This window comes from Lactobacillus panisapium (assembly GCF_019469265.1).
GTDB classification, from domain to species: Bacteria; Bacillota; Bacilli; order Lactobacillales; family Lactobacillaceae; genus Lactobacillus; species Lactobacillus panisapium.
This window is the reverse complement of record NZ_CP048268.1, coordinates 1,333,793-1,355,485: the sequence shown is the minus strand read 5'-3', so window position 1 is coordinate 1,355,485 and position 21,693 is coordinate 1,333,793. Positions and strand designations below refer to the sequence as shown.

The 21,693-nt window shown below is 37.8% G+C and carries 22 protein-coding genes; all 22 read left to right on the top strand.

Features of this window, described 5'->3' with window-relative positions:
- Position 1 precedes the first annotated feature (1 nt).
- The 22 genes from GYM71_RS06425 (at position 2) to GYM71_RS06320 (ending at position 21,692) form a co-directional block, all read left to right on the top strand.
- A complete protein-coding gene (locus GYM71_RS06425) occupies positions 2–265 on the top strand; it encodes a hypothetical protein (protein WP_220219872.1) in 264 nt (87 codons plus the stop codon).
- Entirely contained in the window at positions 258–599 is a 342-nt protein-coding gene (locus GYM71_RS06420) for a VRR-NUC domain-containing protein (protein WP_220219871.1), read from the top strand. The genes GYM71_RS06425 and GYM71_RS06420 overlap by 8 nt, the downstream gene beginning before the upstream one ends.
- Positions 583–1,083: a hypothetical protein gene (locus GYM71_RS06415; protein WP_220219870.1), complete on the top strand. Its 501-nt coding sequence runs from the start codon at positions 583–585 to the stop codon at positions 1,081–1,083. Before GYM71_RS06420 ends, GYM71_RS06415 begins: the two co-directional genes overlap by 17 nt.
- A 15-nt stretch (positions 1,084–1,098) precedes the next feature.
- Entirely contained in the window at positions 1,099–1,593 is a 495-nt protein-coding gene (locus GYM71_RS06410; RefSeq protein WP_220219869.1) for an ArpU family phage packaging/lysis transcriptional regulator, read from the top strand.
- 282 nt (positions 1,594–1,875) lie between these two features.
- Positions 1,876–2,016: a hypothetical protein gene (locus GYM71_RS06405; protein WP_220219868.1), complete on the top strand. Its 141-nt coding sequence runs from the start codon at positions 1,876–1,878 to the stop codon at positions 2,014–2,016.
- 92 nt (positions 2,017–2,108) lie between these two features.
- The gene (locus tag GYM71_RS06400; RefSeq protein WP_220219867.1) at positions 2,109–2,645 is read left to right on the top strand and encodes an HNH endonuclease; all 537 of its coding nucleotides are present in this window, start codon (positions 2,109–2,111) and stop codon (positions 2,643–2,645) included.
- A 103-nt stretch (positions 2,646–2,748) separates the two neighbouring features.
- Positions 2,749–3,201, top strand: coding sequence for a phage terminase small subunit P27 family (locus GYM71_RS06395; RefSeq protein ID WP_220221191.1), 453 nt, complete (start codon positions 2,749–2,751; stop codon positions 3,199–3,201).
- Positions 3,201–5,108, top strand: a complete 1,908-nt coding sequence (locus GYM71_RS06390) for a terminase large subunit (RefSeq protein WP_220219866.1) — start codon at positions 3,201–3,203, stop codon at positions 5,106–5,108. The genes GYM71_RS06395 and GYM71_RS06390 overlap by 1 nt, the downstream gene beginning before the upstream one ends.
- Entirely contained in the window at positions 5,095–5,286 is a 192-nt protein-coding gene (locus tag GYM71_RS06385) for a DUF1056 family protein (RefSeq protein ID WP_220219865.1), read from the top strand. The genes GYM71_RS06390 and GYM71_RS06385 overlap by 14 nt, the downstream gene beginning before the upstream one ends.
- Positions 5,286–6,458 (top strand): phage portal protein, encoded by a 1,173-nt coding sequence (locus GYM71_RS06380; protein WP_244986806.1) that lies wholly within the window; start codon positions 5,286–5,288, stop codon positions 6,456–6,458. Before GYM71_RS06385 ends, GYM71_RS06380 begins: the two co-directional genes overlap by 1 nt.
- Positions 6,424–7,164 carry a head maturation protease, ClpP-related gene (locus tag GYM71_RS06375; RefSeq protein ID WP_220219864.1) on the top strand — a complete coding sequence of 247 codons (741 nt, stop codon included), beginning with the start codon at positions 6,424–6,426 and terminating at the stop codon, positions 7,162–7,164. The genes GYM71_RS06380 and GYM71_RS06375 overlap by 35 nt, the downstream gene beginning before the upstream one ends.
- Before the next feature lie 4 nt (positions 7,165–7,168).
- Positions 7,169–8,419 (top strand): phage major capsid protein, encoded by a 1,251-nt coding sequence (locus GYM71_RS06370; protein ID WP_220219863.1) that lies wholly within the window; start codon positions 7,169–7,171, stop codon positions 8,417–8,419.
- A gap of 2 nt (positions 8,420–8,421) precedes the next feature.
- A complete protein-coding gene (locus GYM71_RS06365) occupies positions 8,422–8,784 on the top strand; it encodes a head-tail connector protein (protein ID WP_220219862.1) in 363 nt (120 codons plus the stop codon).
- The gene (locus tag GYM71_RS06360) at positions 8,741–9,091 is read left to right on the top strand and encodes a head-tail adaptor protein (protein ID WP_220219861.1); all 351 of its coding nucleotides are present in this window, start codon (positions 8,741–8,743) and stop codon (positions 9,089–9,091) included. Before GYM71_RS06365 ends, GYM71_RS06360 begins: the two co-directional genes overlap by 44 nt.
- On the top strand, positions 9,084–9,548 hold the full coding sequence (locus GYM71_RS06355) for an HK97-gp10 family putative phage morphogenesis protein (RefSeq protein ID WP_220219860.1): 465 nt from the start codon (positions 9,084–9,086) through the stop codon (positions 9,546–9,548). Before GYM71_RS06360 ends, GYM71_RS06355 begins: the two co-directional genes overlap by 8 nt.
- Positions 9,545–9,907, top strand: coding sequence for a DUF806 family protein (locus GYM71_RS06350; RefSeq protein ID WP_220219859.1), 363 nt, complete (start codon positions 9,545–9,547; stop codon positions 9,905–9,907). Before GYM71_RS06355 ends, GYM71_RS06350 begins: the two co-directional genes overlap by 4 nt.
- On the top strand, positions 9,908–10,615 hold the full coding sequence (locus GYM71_RS06345) for a phage tail protein (RefSeq protein WP_220219858.1): 708 nt from the start codon (positions 9,908–9,910) through the stop codon (positions 10,613–10,615).
- 84 nt (positions 10,616–10,699) lie between these two features.
- Complete coding sequence (locus tag GYM71_RS06340) at positions 10,700–11,053, top strand: phage tail assembly chaperone (protein WP_220219857.1); 354 nt, start codon at positions 10,700–10,702, stop codon at positions 11,051–11,053.
- 28 nt (positions 11,054–11,081) lie between these two features.
- Entirely contained in the window at positions 11,082–11,264 is a 183-nt protein-coding gene (locus tag GYM71_RS06335) for a hypothetical protein (protein WP_220219856.1), read from the top strand.
- Positions 11,265–17,654 (top strand): phage tail tape measure protein, encoded by a 6,390-nt coding sequence (locus GYM71_RS06330; RefSeq protein WP_220219855.1) that lies wholly within the window; start codon positions 11,265–11,267, stop codon positions 17,652–17,654. It begins immediately after the preceding gene.
- Positions 17,644–18,414 carry a phage tail protein gene (locus GYM71_RS06325; protein ID WP_220219854.1) on the top strand — a complete coding sequence of 257 codons (771 nt, stop codon included), beginning with the start codon at positions 17,644–17,646 and terminating at the stop codon, positions 18,412–18,414. The genes GYM71_RS06330 and GYM71_RS06325 overlap by 11 nt, the downstream gene beginning before the upstream one ends.
- Positions 18,414–21,692 (top strand): phage tail spike protein, encoded by a 3,279-nt coding sequence (locus GYM71_RS06320; protein WP_220219853.1) that lies wholly within the window; start codon positions 18,414–18,416, stop codon positions 21,690–21,692. The genes GYM71_RS06325 and GYM71_RS06320 overlap by 1 nt, the downstream gene beginning before the upstream one ends.
- Position 21,693: the final 1 nt, after the last annotated feature.

Sequence of the window (21,693 nt, the reverse complement as noted above, 5' to 3'; positions counted from 1 at the left end):
GATGAAAATTATAACAAAAGATAATCCTAAAATTAAAGCCGGCTCAATAATTAGGACTAATCAATTAATCGGAAAAGATTCGGAATATTTAATGATTGTTGATAATCAAGACGGAACATATGCCCTAGTTGATTTAGCTAAAGGTGTAATTAAGCAGTGTAAATTTACTGGTTCCGAGCTAACAGAATTTTTATGGAATTATCCCTTTAACCGTATTTATAATTCGGACGAAATCAAATTAATTCTGGGTGATAGAAATGCCTAGTGAACACGAAATTCAAAAACAAATAATGCGTGAATTATCAATGCACAGATGTACTGTTTTCCGTACTAATGTCGGGAAAGTGTTAATGGAAAATGGCAGGTGGTTTGATACCGGATTACCAAAGGGACATCCCGATCTATATGGTTTTCGTTGGGTTGATGATCAAGTATTCTATATCGAAGTTAAATCAGCAACTGGGAAACCGCGACCGGAGCAGATTATTTTTCATAATTTTTTGAACAGTCACAATGTGATACATGGTATAGCACGCAGTACGAAAGATGCATTAATGATAGTAGATGGGGGGTTAGTAGGTTATGGATATCCCGTATAATTTAATCCATAAACTAGAAGACGAATATGGATCAATGAGCAATGTTTCTGAAAATAATGCAATTTTAAAATCAATAAGATTAAAGTTACATATTAAGCACGCTAAACGAACCAATTTTACTTACAATGATTTTAAAGAAGAAAAAATAATCGAGTATTTAAAAAAGGGTTATAGCATTTATGAAACAGCTCAATTAACTCAATCTTCTTATGCTAAGGTTAGAAAAATTAAATCTAATTATAAGTTAAAAACATTGCCAAGATTTAAATATGTAGCTATTGGAAATGAATTTAAAGTATATAGTTTGGGTTTAAGTAAATTCAAAATAATGAGTTTATCTTGTTGCAGTAATTTTACTAATACTCAAAAAGCATTAAGAGCTATGGGTTATGAGTTAAAAGAAGCCAAAGGATATTTTCATTGGTGTAACTTAAAAAAAGATGATCATTATATCATTGACAGAAATATTTACACCAAGCAATAGAAGGGACTGTGGACTGTGGGCAATGTTGATTTCTACATGATTGATATAGATCAATACCAAACAGCTGAAAAAGTGCGAAAGTTTTTTAAATATAATTTTCCGCAATATCTGGTAAGAGCTGGTTATCATCGTACTGATCTTAGCAGTCCGCAGCTTGATATCACTGGTATCTCAGCGCATGGAGGTAACAGTGCTGAACATAAGATGGCTTCAATTTTTGAAGCACAAGATAAATGCAAAGCTATCTATCACGCAATCGATGCTTGCTTTGATAGTTCACGGCAACCTTTTAGAACGATATTAAAATCATTATATATAGATGAACTAGAAAACTGGAAGGTTGCTGATAAGGTTCAATATAGTGACTCTAGATATGATGACTTAAAACGTTACGCATTATGTCAATTTGCCGATACAATAGACACATTCAAGATATACTATGATGTTAATTTCCCTGAACTCAAGGTTTTTAAAAAATCGGATGAAAGTCGGGGAAAAGTCGGTGACTGATCGGGGATTGCGAGTGCTATATTAGTATCATCAAGAAAAAAATAATTCTTGATAGCTATTAACAGTTTTTAAATTTTTAATCCTTCTTAAAAGAGTTCTGGCAATGGTTGAAACTAGGTTCGAATCCTGGTGCCAGAATATGAGCGTGAATAGTTACTGATACGGCAGTCAAGTTATATTAATGAAAGGACTAGACCTATTGGCATCAGGTGCGATTCCTGACACGTTCTTAAATATCTCACGGCAAGAATGCTGTGGGATATTTTTTGTTAGGAGAAAGCAATGAACTCGAATGAAAAAGCAATGATCAATAGATATAGAAAAGATAAACGCAAGATTGAAAATGACTGGCGTAAAGTTAATAAAGACATGTGGAGGTTAATTAAGTATGTTCAACAATATTTGGAATGCATTGAGCAGTAACATCTGGCCATTCACGGTTGCAATACTTAATCTGTGGGCATTTGGCAAAGCAATATGGTTCGTGATTACTTTTATCGTTGGGGTGATCAAAGGTGCCAAGGATTAGAAACTGTCGTGTTTTTGGATGCAAAGCTCCAGCATTTGTTCCGAATCATTATTGTGCAAAGCATATTGCTAAAGAAGAAGAGTATCGACAAGAACGGGCAAAGTTCGAGCATCGATATTCAACTCCACAATCAAAAGAGTCACGTTGGAAATACAACCATGTTACACGCTATCGCAATGAAACTAAGGCTAAACAGAATAAGTTCTATCACACTAGGCAATGGCAAAGGTTTCGTAAGATAGTATTCGAAAGAGATTATCACATGTGTCAGTATTGTAAAGCACGTGGTGTAATTAGAGAAGGAAATATCGTTGACCACGTTTTGCCGGTTGAATTATTTCCTAATCAAATGAAAGACATCGACAATCTGGTTACGTGTTGTTCTAACTGTCACTATTGGAAAACAAGATTTGAAGAAAAATACTATGGCACTGGGTTGCATGCTAAGGCAACAAATAATCCACCACTAACTGATTTGAAATTAATTGCCGAGCTAAGTGACAGAATAAAAACGCAAAAATAATTTTCATCCCCGCCCCCATCAACGGTTGGCGAGGAGCCGCAACAAGTGGTGTTCGCTTATGAGACGGACACTTTTTTAATATTTTTTGAAAGGGGGGGTCAAACTGACAAAGGTTGATTTAACAGTATCGAAAGTGCCTGAAACATCGCCAAAGTGGCTTGGAAAATATGGCAAAGTTTTATATCCGAAAATAGCAGCTTATTTAAATAAAAATTCTAAAATAATCCGGGCAGATGAATATTTAGTCCAAGAATACTGCTCTGCATACGATATTTATCGAATTGCATACGCTGACATTCAAGAACACGGAATTCAACAAGCGGTTTACAAAACCGCCGTTAGTCCATTAGATGGTAGTGTGGTCAGCAGAGATTTTTCAGGCTACCGTAAAAATCCGGCTTATCAGATGATGTCGGACTCTCTTTCGAAAATGAATCAAATTGGTAGAGAGCTAGGATTAAGCCCTAAGGCCAGGTCGCAAATGATGGAACTTAATTCTCCGAATGATAAGAATGAGGAATCTGTCGACGATCAATTAAAGGAGTTTTTTAAGTAATGAAAATCGATTTAACACAGACTCATGATGTAGATGGGGCTTATCAGTCTATTGACTGGACAGAGATAAAAAATGATTATACTGATCCCGGAACCAAATATTGCTTTGATGTTTTAGATAAAAAAATACAAGCAGGCTATGATATTAAGTTAGCTTGTTTTAGGCACCTTAGAGATTTGCAAAGACAAAAAAAACAAGACTTTCCTTATCATTATTCGATTGAAGAAGTTCAAAAAATTTTAAAATTTGCTTCTGTTTGTCCAGAAGTTAAAACAAAGAAGCCTGTTAAATTAATGGCGTGGCAGAAATTTGTTTTATCAATGCTCATAGGGTGGAGAAATCAAATTGATGATAAGAGATTTACTAGAGCTATTGTATCGGTAGCTCGTCACAATGGTAAAACCTATCTAATGTCTATAATTACAATTTACAGTTATCTAATAGAGAGTCTTGGCGAATCAAGCCAGGATTTTTTAGTTAGTTCAATAAATGCAAAGCAAACTAGTAAATTGATGAGCTATGTAAAACAGATGCTTATCAATTTATCAACTAAACCACCTTTTCAAAGCTTAATTGAAGATTTAGGGATAAATCAAAAATCATTAGCATCTCAATCAGAAATTGTGGTTTCGCCCAAAACTTTTAATAAGATTGTTGCTGTGACTTATGAATCTGGCCAATATGATACTAACCATTATAAGACAGCTATTGGTGATGAGTTTGCTGATCCGAAAGTTGATACTACTGACAAAATTTCAAGAATTACCTCTGGGCAAGTTGATGTTTCCAATAAGCAATTTATCCAAATTTCTACAGCGTATGAAAATCCAACAGTACCGTTTAGAAAAGATGAAAAAAATATCATTCACGCAATGGAGAAGGATTTTGAAAGAAATGGTGATACTTATTTAGTTTTAAATTGGTCGCAAGATGATGAGAATGAAATATATTCCCCTGAAACATGGGAAAAGAGCAATCCCTTATTAGGAATGCCAGAAAAGCGAGAAAAGCTTAGGCTTGATTTGCAAAATGAACGTGATGATGCCTTAATGTCGGGCGACTTGGTTAAATATCAAAATAAATCAATGAATGTTTGGACTAAACAATCAACTGCCAGCTTTCTAAATTTAAAAGATATCGAAAACGCCATTGATGATGATTTTAATATTGACGATCGCCAAGTCTACATCGGATTGGATTATTCGATGTTTTCTGATAATACAGCAATTGGATTTGTTTATCCTTATCAAAACAGCGAAGGTCAACCACGGTGGCATGTGGCACAGCATAGTTTTATACCATGGCAACAAGCTGGATCACTTGAAGCTAAAGAAAGGCAAGACGGCATTGCTTATCGTGAGTTTCCAGAATATTGTTCAATAACAGCTCATCCAAAGGGGGTTATTAATCCCGAACAAGTTTATCGATGGCTTTTAAATTACGTTGAACAACATAATTTAAAGGTTATTTTTTTGGGATATGATCGTTGGGGAAGCTATCAAGTACAAAACGTTATAGAAAGTTTAAATTCTAATACAGGATGGCTAATACAAGACGTTGCTCAAGTTACAACTAAATTGACTAATCCTACTAAATTTTTACAAGAAAATTTTATTACTGGGAAAATAACTCGTTTCAATGATCCAATTCTTGAAAAAGCATTAATCAATGCTTCTATTAAAGAAGATAAAGTTGGTATTCAAGTTGTTAAAGATAAGGCTACTTTTAAAATTGATGTGGTTGACGCGCTGATTGATGCGATGTATCAAGGGATGAACCATTTTGAAGAATATGGTTTGATTAATGATAAATCTACTGAAGTCGATCGAATGACTGAAGATCAGGTGTTAGAGTGGTTTAAAGATCCTGATTCAGGATTATTAGGAGATGAAGATGATGATTGGTAAATTATTTAAATCAATTTGGAAAATAATTGATGTCATTTTATATTTGGCTGCGTGTGTCTGCTTTACGTATGGCGCTTTTTTATTTAATCAAATAGCAGGCTTTATTGTATTGGGCTTAGTCTTATTAATTTCAGCTTATTTGACCGAGCTTGTGCCCAAGAAAGGAAGTGATAATTAGTGCCAATCTTTAATTGGGCGGCCAAAAACGTGAGAGCTGCTCCACAACCAGCATTTTCGTTAAGTGAAGACGGGGATGCAGTTAATTTTTTAATTGCTAAATCTAATGGTTACGTTTCAGCTGATAAAGCGTTAAGAAATTCTGATATTTTTTCATTGATTATGCAGTTGTCAGGTGATTTAGCATCTGTTCAGTTAAATGCTAATAGCGATAGAACACAATCATTACTTAAAAGCCCCAGTCAAACAGCTGACGGTTTTTCTTTTTGGCAATCGATGTTTGCACAGTTACTTTTAGACGGTAATGCTTATGCCTACCGATGGCGAAACAAGAATGGTGTAGATTTGCGCTGGGAATATTTAAGACCGTCACAAGTTCAGCCAATGCTATTAGAAGATGGCTCTGGTTTGGTCTACAACATTAATTTTGATGAACCGGTCTATGGAACCTTTAGCAACGTACCGCAAGTTGACGTTATTCATATTCGATTGATGTCAAAAAACGGCGGTATGACTGGAGTATCGCCACTTACAGCATTAGCTAATGAATTGGACATTAAGGATGCATCTAACGATTTAACAAAGTCTGCGTTAAAGCAGTCAGTAACTGCTAATGGCGTTTTGTCAATTACACATGGCGGTAAGATTGATGAACGCATGAGAGCCGCGCGTTCCCGAAGATTTAAAAAGCAGTTGGATCATAGTGATGGTGGACCAATTGTTATTGATGACCTTGAAGATTACAAGCCTTTGGAAATCAAGTCCAATATTGCTCAATTATTGAGTCAGGTTGATTGGACCGGCAAGCAGGTGGCTAAAGTTTACGGTATTCCAGACAGTTATTTGAATGGCCAGGGCGATCAGCAATCAAGCCTCCAAATGATGGGCAGTCAATATGCACAGGCACTTAATCGTTACGTTAAACCAATAGTTAGTGAGTTAAACAGGAAGCTGAACGCTACTATTACAGCCGATATTAGACCAGCTATTGACGCTACTGGAGATGCATTTGCTGATACGATTGCAGGATTATCTAAAAATTATGCATTATCTGGCAACCAGGCTGCATTTGTGCTTAAACAGACCGGTTATTTACCAACCAATCTACCTAAAGCTGATAAGGAAGGAGGTGAATTGAATGAAAAAGATAGAAATCAAAGGGCCAATAATTGATGATATGTATGGCGAGTTTGTATCTTTTCTAGGTGATTCTAGTTTTGTGTATCCGGCTAAAATTAAAAAAGAACTAGATGATACTAATGATGATGTTGTTATTGAAATCAATAGTAGAGGTGGTTATACTTCTTCGGCTGCAGAAATTTATACGATTTTAAAGCAATACCAAGGTAACGTTGAAGTTCATGTAGTTGGAGAGGCCGATTCAGCTGCATCTATTATTGCGATGGCAGGTGACAATGTATTAATGTCACCAATGGCCATGATGATGATTCATCGAGCATCAACTGATGCTTCTGGTAATGCCGATGATTTGGCTAGTGGTAAGCAGGCACTTGATGAGTTAGACCAAAACATTGTCAATGCTTATGCAACCAAAACGGGCAAAGATGAGCAAGACATTTTTAATTTAATGGCAAAAACAACCTGGATGAATGCCAAAACAGCGGTTCAAGAAGGCTTTGCTGATGGCATTATGGAATTTGAAAATGATAATGTTAAGCAAAACTACATTGCAAAGCCGATGCTTAACGCAACTATGATGATTCCACATTTTAAGGCAGAAAAAATATTGGAGATTGAAAAGCTTATTGGTGAAAGCCAGAAGCGGAAAAATCAAAAACCAAAAGTTGAAGAAACTAAGAAAGATGATAAGACCAAACTTGTAAATTACAAGCTTGGTCTTTTGTTTGGAGGTAAATAATTTAATGGAAAATAATATTAATACATTAGCTACCGCTCGAGATGAAGCAGGTAGCAAAGTTGAAGAATTGCAAAACAAGCGCAATGAGATGGCTGTCAAAATGGTGGCAGATCCAGATGCTTTTTCTGATGAAGAGATTAATAAGATTTCAAACGAATTAACACAAGCTATAAAGGTTAGAGATTTTGCACAGAAAGCATTAGATGAAGAACGTACTAATCTCAAAACACCTTCTCCAGTAGGTGGTGACAATCCTGGAAAATCTGAAAAGGCAGTTGCGTTTGAAAAAGCTAAGAAAATTACTAATCAGTTTGTTTCAGATTTCAAAAACATGGTAACTTCAAAAGTTTTACCAGAAGGCTCAGAAACTGAAGGTCCAAATGCGGGATTAACCATTCCTGTTGATGTTCAAACTGCAATTAATACACTCAAGAGATCGTTCACTTCATTAGAAGGTTTGGTTAATGTTGAAAACGTTAGTGTTTCAAGTGGCAGTCGTGTTTATGAAAAGTTAAGTGATGTCACACCATTTGATAATTTGGACGACGAAACAGCTGAAATTGGTGACAATGATGATCCAAAATTGACTATCGTCAAATATGTAATTCACCGCTATGCAGGAATTTCTACTATTACTAATACTTTACTTAAAGATTCGGCGGAAAATATTTTAGCGTGGATCGAAAACTGGATCGCCAAGAAAGATGTAATCACACGCAATGGTCAGATTCTTGAAGTTCTAAATAATGGTGTTGCTAAGCGGATTCCTAAAAAGGTATCAATTACTGATTTTGATGGCATTAAGGATTTAGAGAACAATACACTTGATCCATTAGTTGAAGCAACTTCAAGCTTTATCACTAATCAATCTGGCTTTAATGTATTATCTAAAGTTAAAGATGCTGAAGGTCGGTACCTGATCCAACCAGATCCAACTAATCCTGATATTAAAAGGATCGAAGGCCATACCGTTACGGTAATTACTGATAGATTTTTACCTGATATTAATGGTGCTCATCCACTCTATTACGGCGATTTTAAGATGGCAATTACGCTTTTCGATTATCAAAGAATGACCTTGATGACAACTAAAGAAGGTGCTGGTGCCTTTGAGCGTGATTTAACTAAAATTCGGGTAATTGATCGTTTTGATGTTGAATTAATTGATGATGGTGCCTACGCAATTGGTACGTTTAAAACAATTAAGGACCAAGCATCAAATGTGATTGCTAATAATCCAGCAGCTGGTAAGTAATCATGACTACTTTTTTGAAAGTAGATGATGAGCTAAAAAGAACACTTGGTTTTCTGCCGGATGATGAATTACTGGATGAGCAATCTCTGAAAAGGATTGAAACAGCATTAACTGCGGCAGAAATTTACGTACAAAATGCAATTGGTCAAGGTGATAAGTTCTATCAGAAAAAGGATGTGGCCCCGCTTTATAAGATTGCATGTTTTGCAATCGCGGCTAATCTGTTTAATCATCCGAGCTCTGCCACATCAAGCACTACCGCTATGGCAATCATTGGTCAGATGCGTGGTGCCTACGCTGTGTTTAGAGAGGAGCAAGAAAATGGTTCAACTTCAGAATCCAGACAGACTAACACAGACGATTAAATTCGGCACTATCGAAGATAGTGAAGATATTAATGGCGTCCCAACTAGAGATTTTTCGCAGATTGGCAAGCCTACATTGTGTGGACGATGGAGCCTAACCACTAATCAAGCAATTCAAATGGCAGGGCTAGATCAAACTCAAAGTTTTATCGTTGTTGTTCATCATAGAGAAAACTGGTCAGGTATTACTCATGCAAAGTTCAGCAATGAGTTATATCAGGTTTCTAATATTAACCAAGATCCATATCGCAATCCAACGGCTTACGATTTAATCACATTAACGAAAGTGAGTGATGCGAATGGCTAATGACCTTGATGATAAGCTTGATAATTGGTTTAAGTTAGTTGAGAAAAAGTACGATCTAACTGCTGAACAGAAAAGCAAGATTACGGGTGCTGGCGCAGCTGTATTCGCTGAAGCGCTGAAAAAGAACACGCCAGTTAGCTCGGAGCATTACAGCTCGGGACGATCTGTTGGTCACACAAATTGGAAGCATAATGAGCGTCCACGTAAAACTAAGCACTTAAGGGATTCAATTACCTTCAAGCCAGGCTTTACTAGCGGTAAAGTTCACTCAGGCAATACTACCGTTGGTTTTGATAGTAAGTATCAAGCAATGGTGGCTAGGTATGTTAACAATGGCACGGCAGGCATGAGTCCTAAAGAAGTCAAGAATATGCACTTCATTGAAAAATCACAGTTAGAATCTAAAAATGCTGTTCTAATGGCAGAAGCTAAGGCATTTAAGGAAGTGATTAAATGACCGTAGCAAAACAGGTGGTTGATGAGCTTAATTCAGCTGGAATTGATGGCTTAGGTAAAGCTTATTCATTCTTAATTCCGGCCAGTTCATTAAATTCGGAAACAAAAGCATTAATTGCCGTTTCTGAAGTTATGCAATTGCCGGCAGAACACGGTAGTAACACTTACAATCAATTAGAAACTAGGATACAGGTCAAAATCTGTTATCCGAAAAACTGTCATATAGATGCAGAGGATTTTGAAAAATCAATCGCGTCTTTTTTTACGCAAAAAGATTGGCTTAGACAGCCAGATAACGGTCACTATCTTGACGAGCAGAGCCGGATAGAGATCGATTTGTTTTTTACAAGGAGAAATTAAATGGAAATTACAGGTTTAGATGACATCATTGTTTGGATGTGTGATGCTGACGAAAAACTAAAGACGGACCCAGACAATGGAGGTTTTACTTACAATGGTGATAAAGGGAAGGTTTTTGATCCGGTTACCGGGGAAGAGTTAAAGGGATTATTTAAGATTGATTTACTTTCTTCACGTGGTGCAACGCAAGCTAATATTTCTGGATTAGCCCCAACAGTATCACGTGTATATGGCTCAAATGCGGTAGCTGAAGTTAATACTGGTACAGAGCAGCCAACAATTGCTTTAGCAGCAAACGATATTCCACACGAGATTTATGATTTACTAACCGGTTTACAAAAAGACAAGTTCGGTGGATACGCGCGTAGTGGTAAGTCGAATCCAATTACCGGCGGTGTTATTGCTCACTCCCAGAATACTCGTTCTAAGATTGATCTATACTTTGGCTTTCCGATGGGCGTTTTCGTACCAGGGGAATTAAACATGCAAACCGATACAGAAAATCCAAGTGTGGTACACGATGCATTAACACTTAATGCACAAGCCCGTGGTACAGACTTACTTCTTTATGAAAAGTTCTATTCAAATGAAAAAGATTTCAATTTTACGAACATGATTAAGTACCTTACTAATCAGACAATCACAGATAGTACAGCTGGTAATAAAACGCCCACTGATACTAAAGGTAATCCACTATCCGATAAGTAATTAGTAGATGGGTGGGTGAGGAGGTAATATTGTTATTAAAGAACGGTTGACAGCCGTTCTTTTTTCTTTCGAAAGGAAAATAAAATGTCAGTAAAAGTTAATGGTAAAAAATTACATTTAACAACGTTTGAAGTTCCGACCACCGGGGCAAATATTAGAAAGTGTCTAGTTGCTCAACGCGACTTCGCGAAAGTGAATCAAACGATTAGCAACGTGGATTTAGAAAATGATGAATCGATCATTAATTCGTTGGACGCTCAGATTAAGTTAATTGATACTTATACAGACTTTTTAAAACCAATTCTTAAGCTTTCTAATGATCAGGTTAAGAAAGTTGAAGATTCAGATTTTTCAGATGTAGTAGATTTTGCAAATGAGGTAATTGAAAAGGTTTTAGGTTTCGATTCTGACAAAAGCAAGGAATCAGAGTCTAAGTGATGATGATCCGGTTCATGCATATGAACAGATGATTGAAGACTTCGATTATTCAGAACAGCAGATGATCGTATTTGCTCATATGTCGCTCAAGGAATTCGAAGAAACGGATTATTATCGACTAATTGAAGTTATGAATGCGAAACCACGTGATAAGCGGCCTAAGACTCTGTGGGAATTTGCTGAAGAAATTGACAGGAAAGGAGGTAATTAGATGGCAGGTAATATTCCGGTTGGCGGTATGGAGACCGATATTACTCTTAATGGTACACAGCCAGTTAGGACTCTTAAGGAGTTACGCCAAGCGGTTACTAATGCTACATCTGCTTGGAAAGCACAGAGAGCCGAATTAAGTTCTGTAGGAAAGTCGACTGAAGCTGCCAAGGCTAAGTTTGAAGGCTTAAAGACCACGATTGATAAGCAGAAAGAATACATTTCCGGCTTAACTAGGGAGCAAAAAAATCTGGTTGATGCTCAGAAGAATGTTGATCGTTCAACTGAAGCAGGGAAACAGCAGTATGCAAAATATGGTGAGCAGATTGCAAAAAGCGAAGGTCAAATTAAGCGTGCGGAGACCAGGTTAACTTCTTTAACTAGTCAACAAACTAAAGCCAAGGATTCATTAAGGTATTACGAATCAGGATTGGCTAAACTTCAAAATGATTATAGAAATTCATCAGAATCATCTCGAATATATATTTCTAGATTAAAAGAAGAACACAATCTTTTTCAATCTAGTCAAGCAAAAATGAATTCTTATCGCTCAGGTATTAGCAATTTAACTGAGCAATTAAAAAAGCAAGAAGCCGAATTAAAACGAGTTGGAGCAGAGTCAGGTAAAACTAGTGATGCTTATCGGAAGCAAGAAAATCGTGTAAACAAAACCGGACTGTCGCTAGCTGAATTAAAGAATAAGCAAAAAAATGTAAGAGCTGAATTCAATAAATTTCATCCAACTGGTATTGCAGTTGCTGATAAAGCGATTAGTAAGCTTAAGATTAATTCAAGTAAATTAGGTCAATCATTAAAATCTTCGTTTGAAAAAGCCAAAGTCGCTAGTGCCGCTCTGGCAACTGGTATTGCAGGAGTCGGTGCATTTGCAATTAAGGGTGCAAAAGAAGCTGGCTCTTTACAGAAAACATTAACTGAAAATACTAACTTATTAGTAACATCTGGCGAGAAAACCAAAGATGTGACTAAAGAAGTTGCAGAGATGCAAAAAGATGGTCGTAAATATTCAATTCAGTATGCGGAATCTCAGCAGAACATTGCTGAAGGTTATCAAGAGCTAATCAAGCGTGGTTATGATGGTCGGCAATCGTTAGGGGCAATGAAGTCCATTCTTCAGGCTTCAAAAGCATCAGGAGACAGTTTCGCTGATACGATGCAAGTTACTACTTCTGTACTTGAAGCCTTTGGTATGAGAACCAGTTCAACCGCTGGTATGTTGCGTAACACACGGATTGTTGCAAATAAATTGGCAATGGCAGCAGACGCAACAGCGACTGATTTCAAATCCCTGGGTATTGGTATGAACTATGTCGGTACTTCTGCAAAGACAGCTGGTAGGTCACTAACTGATACAGCCAGTGCAATGGGTGTTCTTTCTAACGCTGGATTAGAGGCACAACAGGCGGGTACTGGTTTGCGAAAAATTTTGATTAGTTTGCAAACACCGTCTAAGTCGGGTGCTAACGCGCTAGAGAAGTATGGCATGTCGGTTTCTGACTTTAAAGATAAAGCTGGAAAACTGAAACCAATTTCTGCGATTTTTAAAGAAATATCAGATCATGTACCTAAAGCTGATCGGTCTAACTTTTTCCATAATGTATTTGGTACAACTGGACAAAACGCAGCCGCCATTTTGGCAAGCAACACAAAAGAACTAGAGCGCGTCAACAAACAGGTTGCAGGTGCTTATCAAAATGATTACGTTGGCAAACTAGCCAACAAAAATATGAAAGCTACCAAAAACCAAGAGAAACAATTCCATGAAGCAATTGATGCAGTTAGAATTGACATAGGTACTGCAATGATGCCAGCTTTATCTAAAGCTTCAACATCAATGGTTAAAGTGTTTAATCGTCCTTCAACAATGAAGGGGATTAAAAAAATTGCCGAAGGAATTGCTACTATTGCAAATAAAATTGCTGACCTAATTAGCTGGTTGGGAAAAAGTAATAACTTTGAAAAAGTAACTAATTTTGGCAAAGTGATGTTAGCTGCTTTCGCAAGCTATAAATTAATTAGTGGTATTGCTAAAGTAAAACGATCTTTAGCAGATCTGTTTGATAACACCATAATTAGTAAAGGTTTTAGCAAAGTTGGCTCTTTGGCAAAAGCTGGGGTAAGTAAGGTTGGTAAGCTTCTACTTTCTGGTTTTAAAAATGCTGGATCAAAATTAGCATCTTTAGGATCTAAGTTTGGAAGTGCATTTTCTAAAGTGCTAAGTAAAACTGGTGCTTTAATAAAAAGCAGTGCAAAATCACTTGTTGAGGGGCTGAAGGAATTAGGTCCCAAATTATCTGCTTTAGGAGAAAAGTTAGCCAAGACTTTTTCTAACGCCTTTAATAAATCGGTTAATTTTGGAAAGGGGCTCTTTGGCAAAGGAGAAGGAGCTGGTAGACTAACAGGTTTATTACAATCAGCACATTCAGCAGGTGGATTTAGCAATTTAACCACTGCTGGAAAAATTGGTACTGCTGCAACAGGTGCAGGCGTTGCTATTGATGCAGGATCGAACTTTTTTAATGCTTATAAAGACAGACATTCAGCTGACAAGAGAAGCCAAGATATTGGCAAAGGAATTGGTGCAGGTATTGGTGGCGGTATCGGACTATGGTTTGGTGGTCCGTTAGGTGCTGCAGTTGGTTCAGAGATTGGTAAAGTTGTCGGTGGCTGGGGTGGTCAAGCTGTCAATAAGTTCACTAAAGGCTGGCAATCTAAAAAGCCACCTAAGAATTTTTGGAGCTTAGAAAATTTAGGCTGGTCATCTCATTCAATGTGGAATGGATTCACTAAAAGTGTTGGTCAAACTATTAATTGGTTCAAGAAAAACTGGAAAGAAATTGGCGTTTACTTCATTAGTCCAATAGCTGGTGGTATTAATTCGCTGTATAAACACGATCCAAAATTCAAAAAATGGGCTAATGGTTTAGCTAAAGATTTCAAAAACGGCTGGAAAGGTACCGAAAAGTGGTTTTCTAATTTAGGAAAGAGCATTCAAAAATCATGGAAGGGTATGACATCCTGGTTTACGAAACTGGGAAAGAACATGTCCAAAGGGATAAAGTCTTCCTGGAAAAATGTGTCTAATTGGTTTTCTGATATTAGCAAGAAAGTTCAGAAATCCTGGAAAGGCATGACTTCATGGTTTACTAAGCTTGGCAAAAACATGGCTAATGGAATTAAATCTGCTTGGAAAGGGATATCCAGCTGGTTTGATGGCATTGGCAAAAAAGTCCAAAAGTCTTGGCAAGGCATGACTAGCTTTTTTGGAAAGATTGGTAAAAATACTGTTAGTTTCTTTAAAAAGCCATGGGCGTCAATTACTAATTGGTTTTCTGGAATTATAGATGATATTCAAAACACTTGGAATGGCTTTTTTGATGGTATTAGTAAAGGCCTTGGCTCGCTCAGTAAAATAAAAATTGGTGATTTTCATTTTGCCAACGGGACTGATTGGAAAAAGCGCTATGGTGTGCCAGCAGTCCTTAATGATGGCAATGACAGTCCTCAAACTGGTAATCGTGAAGGAATCTTAAATCCTGATGGTTCAGTGGAAATCGTTAATGGCCGTTTCGTAAAGCGGTGGTTATTGCCGGGACAAGATGTTATCAAAGCTAGTGACATGGCGAAAATGTTTGGTAAAGCCAATCATTTCGCTAATGGAACTGTTACCATCAAGCAAAAAGAAAAGAATTATAAAAAGGAATTAGATCGTCTAGGCGATAAGATTTCTAAGACAATTAAAGATGGCAATTTACAACGTTCAAAAGAACTAACTGCTGAATTCAATAAAATCAGTAAAAAATATTCAGCGCTTAAGAAATCGACTAAAAAGACCGACCCACATAAGGGAAAGACATTAGTTGACCAGGGACTATTAACTGGTGCTGACAGGCGGATTAGTCATTCCGTTTGGATTAGCGATAAGTTATTCAAGCAATTAACTACTGCACCAAAAGCTACTAAAAAAGCAACTCGGCGAACAGTAACCACCAGACGAACGGGTACAAGAAAATCATCAGCTACCAGCTTAAGAGGTGGTTCTTCTTCAATTTCAACTGCTGGTATTAAATCGAAATCGGTTAAGATTTCAGCAAAAGTCAGTGGTACAAAATCTGTTAATGCGCTAGCTAAAGCAATTAAAAAGATTAAAAATACCAAGAAAAAGGTAACTGTTAAGGTTAGTGGGGCAAAATCGCTTAAATCTTTATCTAAAGCAATTAAAACTGTTAATAAAGAATTAAAGACGCTAACTAAAACTGCTAAAAAGAACAATGTTGCTAAAGCTTTTAGCTCCATGTCTGATAAATCTGTCAAAGAATTTAAGTCGATGGGTAAATCGATTGACAAGGAAGCTACCAGCATTCAAAAAGATACTGATAAAAAGTTTTCTACTATGCAGAAGAAAATTGAATCCAGCATGAAGAACATCAATTCTGGTGTCACTAAGCTAGCTAAGTCTACTGCTAGTGGTTTTAAAAACGCACTTCATAAAATGATCGGCTACGCTGAAAGTGACATGAAGGGCACAATTAATGCTTTAAATCGTGGTATTAAAGGAATTGATAAAGTTCTAGAACAATTTGGTGGAAATAGCTCAGTAATTAAACCAGTTAAATTTGCAAAAGGTACAGTTAATGGCGCATTAGCTCATGATACTTTAGCAATGGTTAACGATGATCAGTATGGCCCAAGACAAGAAGCTATCGTTCGTGGAAATAATCTGTTAATCCCACATGGTAAAGATAGAATTATACCTTTACAAAAGGGTGACCAAGTCCTTAACGGTTTGCAGACACAAGAATTAGCGAATAGTTTTGGTTTACCTCATTTTGCTAAAGGCTCTGGTATGCGCCACAGTGCTTTGCGCAAATTAGCTGAAAGGAGTTTGAAAAATTACGCCAACAGTTTCAAATCAATGTTTACTAAAAATGTTGATGCAAAAGGTACGAATGTCGAAAAAGGCTTTACAGATTTAGGCAATCGATCATCAACGGAGTATGGTAATAAATGGTCACAGGCCATGTGGACAGTTATTGAAAATGCAATCGGTGATGGTATTGGCCACGGCGGTACTCGTGAAGCATTTCTGAAATATGCTGAAGATAACTTTACTGGCGTCAAATATGTAATGGGCGCCGCATCTAAGCTTGCAAGTGACTGTTCTGGGATGGTATCACAGGCATTAAAACACTTTGGCGTTAATATTGGCCGTACCACGGTAGCAATGCAAGAATCAAGCGGCGTTCAGTATTTAGGAAAATCATTATCCAAGACTGAGCCAGGCGACTTAGTAATATTTGGTCATGGTTCCGGAGCTGCAGGTCACGTGGGTATTATTAAAAACCCGCAAAAAGGCACAATGTTTAATGAGACGCCACCTAGTGCACGTGTTTCACGAATTTCAGATGGGGCTTCAATGGGCTATGGCTTCTATCGAGTAAAAGGTCTGCATGATGCCAAAAGTAAAAAGGACAATGGTCCAAGTAAAAGTTTATTAAATTTGGCAAAAAAGGAGTTGGGCGCTAGTGCAATTAAATGGATCAAGAAAAATCTGAGTGAAGCAATCAGTTCATTTAAGATTTCGGGCGACATTGGAACCAGAGCTGGGGTTTTAGCGAAAGCATTAAAACAGTTAGATCCAAAAGCAACTAAAAATGGTATTACTGCTATTCTGGGTAACTGGATGTTTGAGTCAACACTTAACCCTGGTGCCGTCAATTCTAGTGGTGGAGCTAGTGGTCTAGGTCAATGGCTAGGCGGACGTCTAACCAACTTAAAGGCGTTTGCTAAAAAGCATGGAAAATCATGGAAAGACCCGGCTACACAGCTATTATTCGCACTCAAGCATGACGGCTCTGATAGTAATATTTTCAAATCTGTTTTAGAGGGCAATGGTAGTGTTGCTTCATTAGCGGCCAAATTTTCACAAATGTGGGAACGTGGCGGATATACAGCGCAGCACGTTGCTGGTGCTCAGCAGATAGCTTCTTCGATACCTAAGTTTAGCAATGGTGGTATTGCTAATAGACCTTCTATCTTTGGCGATGCGGGTGCAGAAATGGCTGTACCATTGGTTCCAACAAAAGCTACGCGCGCATGGGAGCTCATTGGTAAAGCGATTGGCATCTTATCCGCCCAGAGTGGTTTTGGTAATCAGCCAATAGTTGATTCTAAAGAAAAGAAGGAGGAAAAAGATTTCAGACAAGCAGTTTTATTGCTATTAGAAAGACTTGTTAATAAAGATAATTCAGCAAATATCACATTAACAACTCCAGAAGGCCGAACGTTGTGGTCTGTTGTTGAACCGTTTTATAAAGAGAATGAACGTGCAAATCAAATCAAGCAAAGGAGGGGATTAAGCGGTGGCTTCTAGTGATTTTTCCGGTTTGATTTATCAAAATAAATCTTCTTTAGATTTAGGTATTAAAGTGCAATATCCGTTAGATCCAGTCTATCCCGTGCCTGATTTAGAGGTGACGCATATTACTGGACGTTCAGGTGACTTTTTACAAGATAATGACGCGTATCAGAATGTGACACGCGTTTTTAATTGCATAATTAATCGGCCAATTGATATTTCTCAATTTGATTGGGAAAGAGAATTAATTGATTGGCTAGCTAGTCCGGTACTTGAAGGCAGGAGACAATATGAATTCTTGCAATTCGATATTGACCCTGAATATGCCTATAACGCGATCATGCAGACACCGCCAACAATTAATTGGGACCCTAACCAATTAAATTATGGAACTGGTCAGTTGTCGTTCTATTGCGAGCCATTTCAGTACCGTGTTGACGGGATTAATTACATTAATCTGCCAGATAATGGCATTGTGTATAATTCAGAATCACGCGTGGCTGTACCCAACTGGCATTTTGTTGCTAAGGGCTCATTTGTTTTGAATGTTAATGACCTAAATTATCAGTTTGACAATATGAGCGGTGAATTTTGGCTTAACGGCGACACCGGGGACACTTACGACAAGGACAATAACTTATTCAACAATCAGACACATTTTCCGAATTTATTACCACCAGAATTACCAAGCGGCGAAAATAAAATTTCAATTACGGCAGATGATGGCGTAATTACGAGAGCTGAATATATGCCAAGATGGAGGCGATTGATCTAATGGCATTAATAACTGTAGGTAAGATTCCAGAAACTGATTACAGTGTTTATGATTATTTTTTAGATTATCCTCACTGGTATCAAAGCGTTAATAGTGATTTTTCTACGCCCGGCTTAACACTAAGTGATGCAGTTAGTTGTTTGACAACATGGAATGATAACCAATATCCAACGCTGCAACTTACTTATCCACGTGATGGCATTCACGCCAAAAAGTTGAAAGAAAATACCTATATTATGGCTGATATTAATGCCAAATTCGTTCATCAGATATTTAAAATTGTGCATACACAACCTGAAGATAAACAAATGATAGTTACTGCTAACCACATTTCTTCTACACTTAATGATGCAACTGTTCCGGATGGAATCCAGATTGTTTCAGGAACTGCGCAAGATTTGATGAACCAGGTACTTAACACAATGCAGCCAGCTAAGGACTTTACCTTTGACAGTGATATAAACACTGTTAGCAATATTAATGTTGAGAAAGGTCAGCAGGCAGGCTCAATCCTAATAGATCCCGATGCCGAAGGCGATACAGCTGTTCAATCTGTTTTAGGGCTATTCGGCGGAGAATTAGAGTTTGACAATTTTGATATTCATCATTCAAAACAAGCCGGTACCGATACAGGTATTATTGTCGACTATGGTAAAAACATTCAATCTATTAGTCAGGACAGAAACATCGAAAACATGTGGACTGGTGCCGTATTTGTCGTAACCTATACACCAGGTCAAGCGATTGCCACCGAAGATAATACTGATTGGAACAATTGGGAATCTGATTATTCAAGCGTGGCCAGTGTTTATATGGCAGGTGGTTCAGTTAACATTTATGACTCACCAGTTGAAGGGCAAAGGTTGATTGGCTCGTTAAACAATAATGACAAGGTTAACCTAGGTACAGTTGTTCACGATGGCGATTTTACACCAGATGGAAAATATCAAATTAACACTGTAAACGGTGATGATTGGTACCCAATCAAAGGTGGCGGCTGGATTGATGCCAACTGGCTTAATTTTGATAAGAGTGGTGATTACCTGGTTAACAATGTAACCGGTGATGCCGTTATTAAGGGTGACGATATTAACGATGAATCTGGTGCAGGCACTAGAATTAGCATGTCAGGGACAGCGGTCGTTGCCTACAAAGAAGGTGGCATTATCCACGGCTACTACGCACCAGATATCGGACCTAGTCATTATCGTACAGGAACAACTTATAAAAATGGTACAGTTGTACACTACGATATGGCCGAGCGTAACCAGAACGGTGATATTTGGTACAGAATTCGCGATCATGAATGGCTATATGGTCCACATTTGTCACTGAGTCAGGAGGGTGCCTATAAAGAATATAACAACTCTGGCTACGGTACGATTAAGGATGGTGCTGTCAAGTATCATTGGGATGCTAAAAAGCATGAAATGGTTCCAACTGAAACTACTGTTGTAACTCATGGCAAAAGCAAAAAGCCCTACCGGTATGTTAAAGGCAAGAAAATACCCAACAAATCTTACTGGAAAGAAAAAGAGAAGAAAACTAAGGTAAAAGCCCATGCCGGCAAAGCTACAATTGATAAAACTATTGTGCAAAATGGTAAAACCTACCACCATACGAAGTATGGTTGGGTGAGCTCAAGCTCGATTGACTATCATAAGAACGGGATGGTTAAACCGAAATCGTGGGATGAAATATTAAAGCAGAAACTGAAAGATCACTCGAAGGTTGAAATCTATGATACGCCCGACAGCCGAAATGCATCTAACTGGTCAATTCCAACGGGAGCTAGTTCAGAAAATGGCGACTTTACTATTGGTGGTCATGAAGCAAAAGGTGGCGATGGCAAAACATATATTGAAGTTATCTATAAAGGGCATGTAGGTTGGATTCCAGAAGACAATTTGGATAATTCCACTCTACATTCACCAGATGATGACGAAAACAGTGGCAGTGATGATTACGATGCTAATGTTGATGAATCACAAAAAGAGGTCACAGTCAAAGTTGGCCCAATGTATGCAGATGGTTTCGGCATTGATATCAACGTTGATAAAGTTAACACAGTTGATTTAAGTGGGAATTTCCAGCATGACGATCAAGACTTATCTGGTCAACAACCTGATGGTACTTTTGTAGCAACGCAAGCTGACATTGACCAGCTTACTCAGTTGGGGCAGAACTATCTGATTGAACACAAATACGGCCATATCAACGTATCAACCACATTAACATATAAAGAGATGTCTGGCATTAACGCTGATATGACGCAGTTAAGTCTATACGATAAGCTCTATGTTCGTTTTAAACAGTACGATATCCAGGAAATAGCTGAAATTACTGGTACTGTATTTGATTGCTTGTCTCACCACTATCAACAGATCCAGCTCGGACAACCACCTGAAACGTGGCAGCATTTAATGGAAACTGCAATCGATAGTAAATCGAATGAGCGTTTTAAAAAGACCAATCAATCGATTAAAAAAGCCTATGGTTTAACCGATTCAGTCGCTAAGGCTTTAAAATTAGAAGGCAAACAACGGCTAGAAGCCGAAATGCGAATTGGTAAAGAAATTGGTATCGTAAGTGATAAAACTGGTCAACTTGAAGTACAACAGGATCGATTTGATAAAGCACTACAAGATTACAACCAACAGATGCAGGATGCACAAGCCTGGATAGCCTCAGGTGGTTCGGCCATTTTACAATTTGTCGATTCTTCAGGGAATCAAACTTATAAAAATCCGGTTGAAATCCGAGCGGTTAATTCTGAAGGCTTTTTGAGATTTAACAATCACGGACTGGGATTTTTTAGTCCTAGCGGAAACATAAGAACAGCCATTCGTTCTGACGGGACAATTAACGCTGAAGAAATAGATACTGGCGTTGTTAAAGCACTTAATGTTCAGAGTCTAGTTGTTAATAGTTCAGTCGTAACACGTGTAGGTGGGACAACGTTAACGGTAGGCGCAATTAATGACACCTTACCACCTAGTGTGAGTGGTGCAATTACTGGCAATTATGGATTTGTAGTTACAAATGGCGATGATGCAGTTATTACCAATAGTAAAGGCATCTGGCTAGCTCGTGGTGGTGGTGTTAACGGCAGAGTTTCAAGCGATGGCGTAAGCATGATTAGTGGACTGTCGTTTTATAATGGCCATATTTATGACGATAATGGCATGTTTCTGAAAAATGCAGACGGTATTGCATCGATTCAGGAATGGATTCGTCGCCATTGGAGCGGTAAGTCAAGTCAATGGGATTTTATGTAGG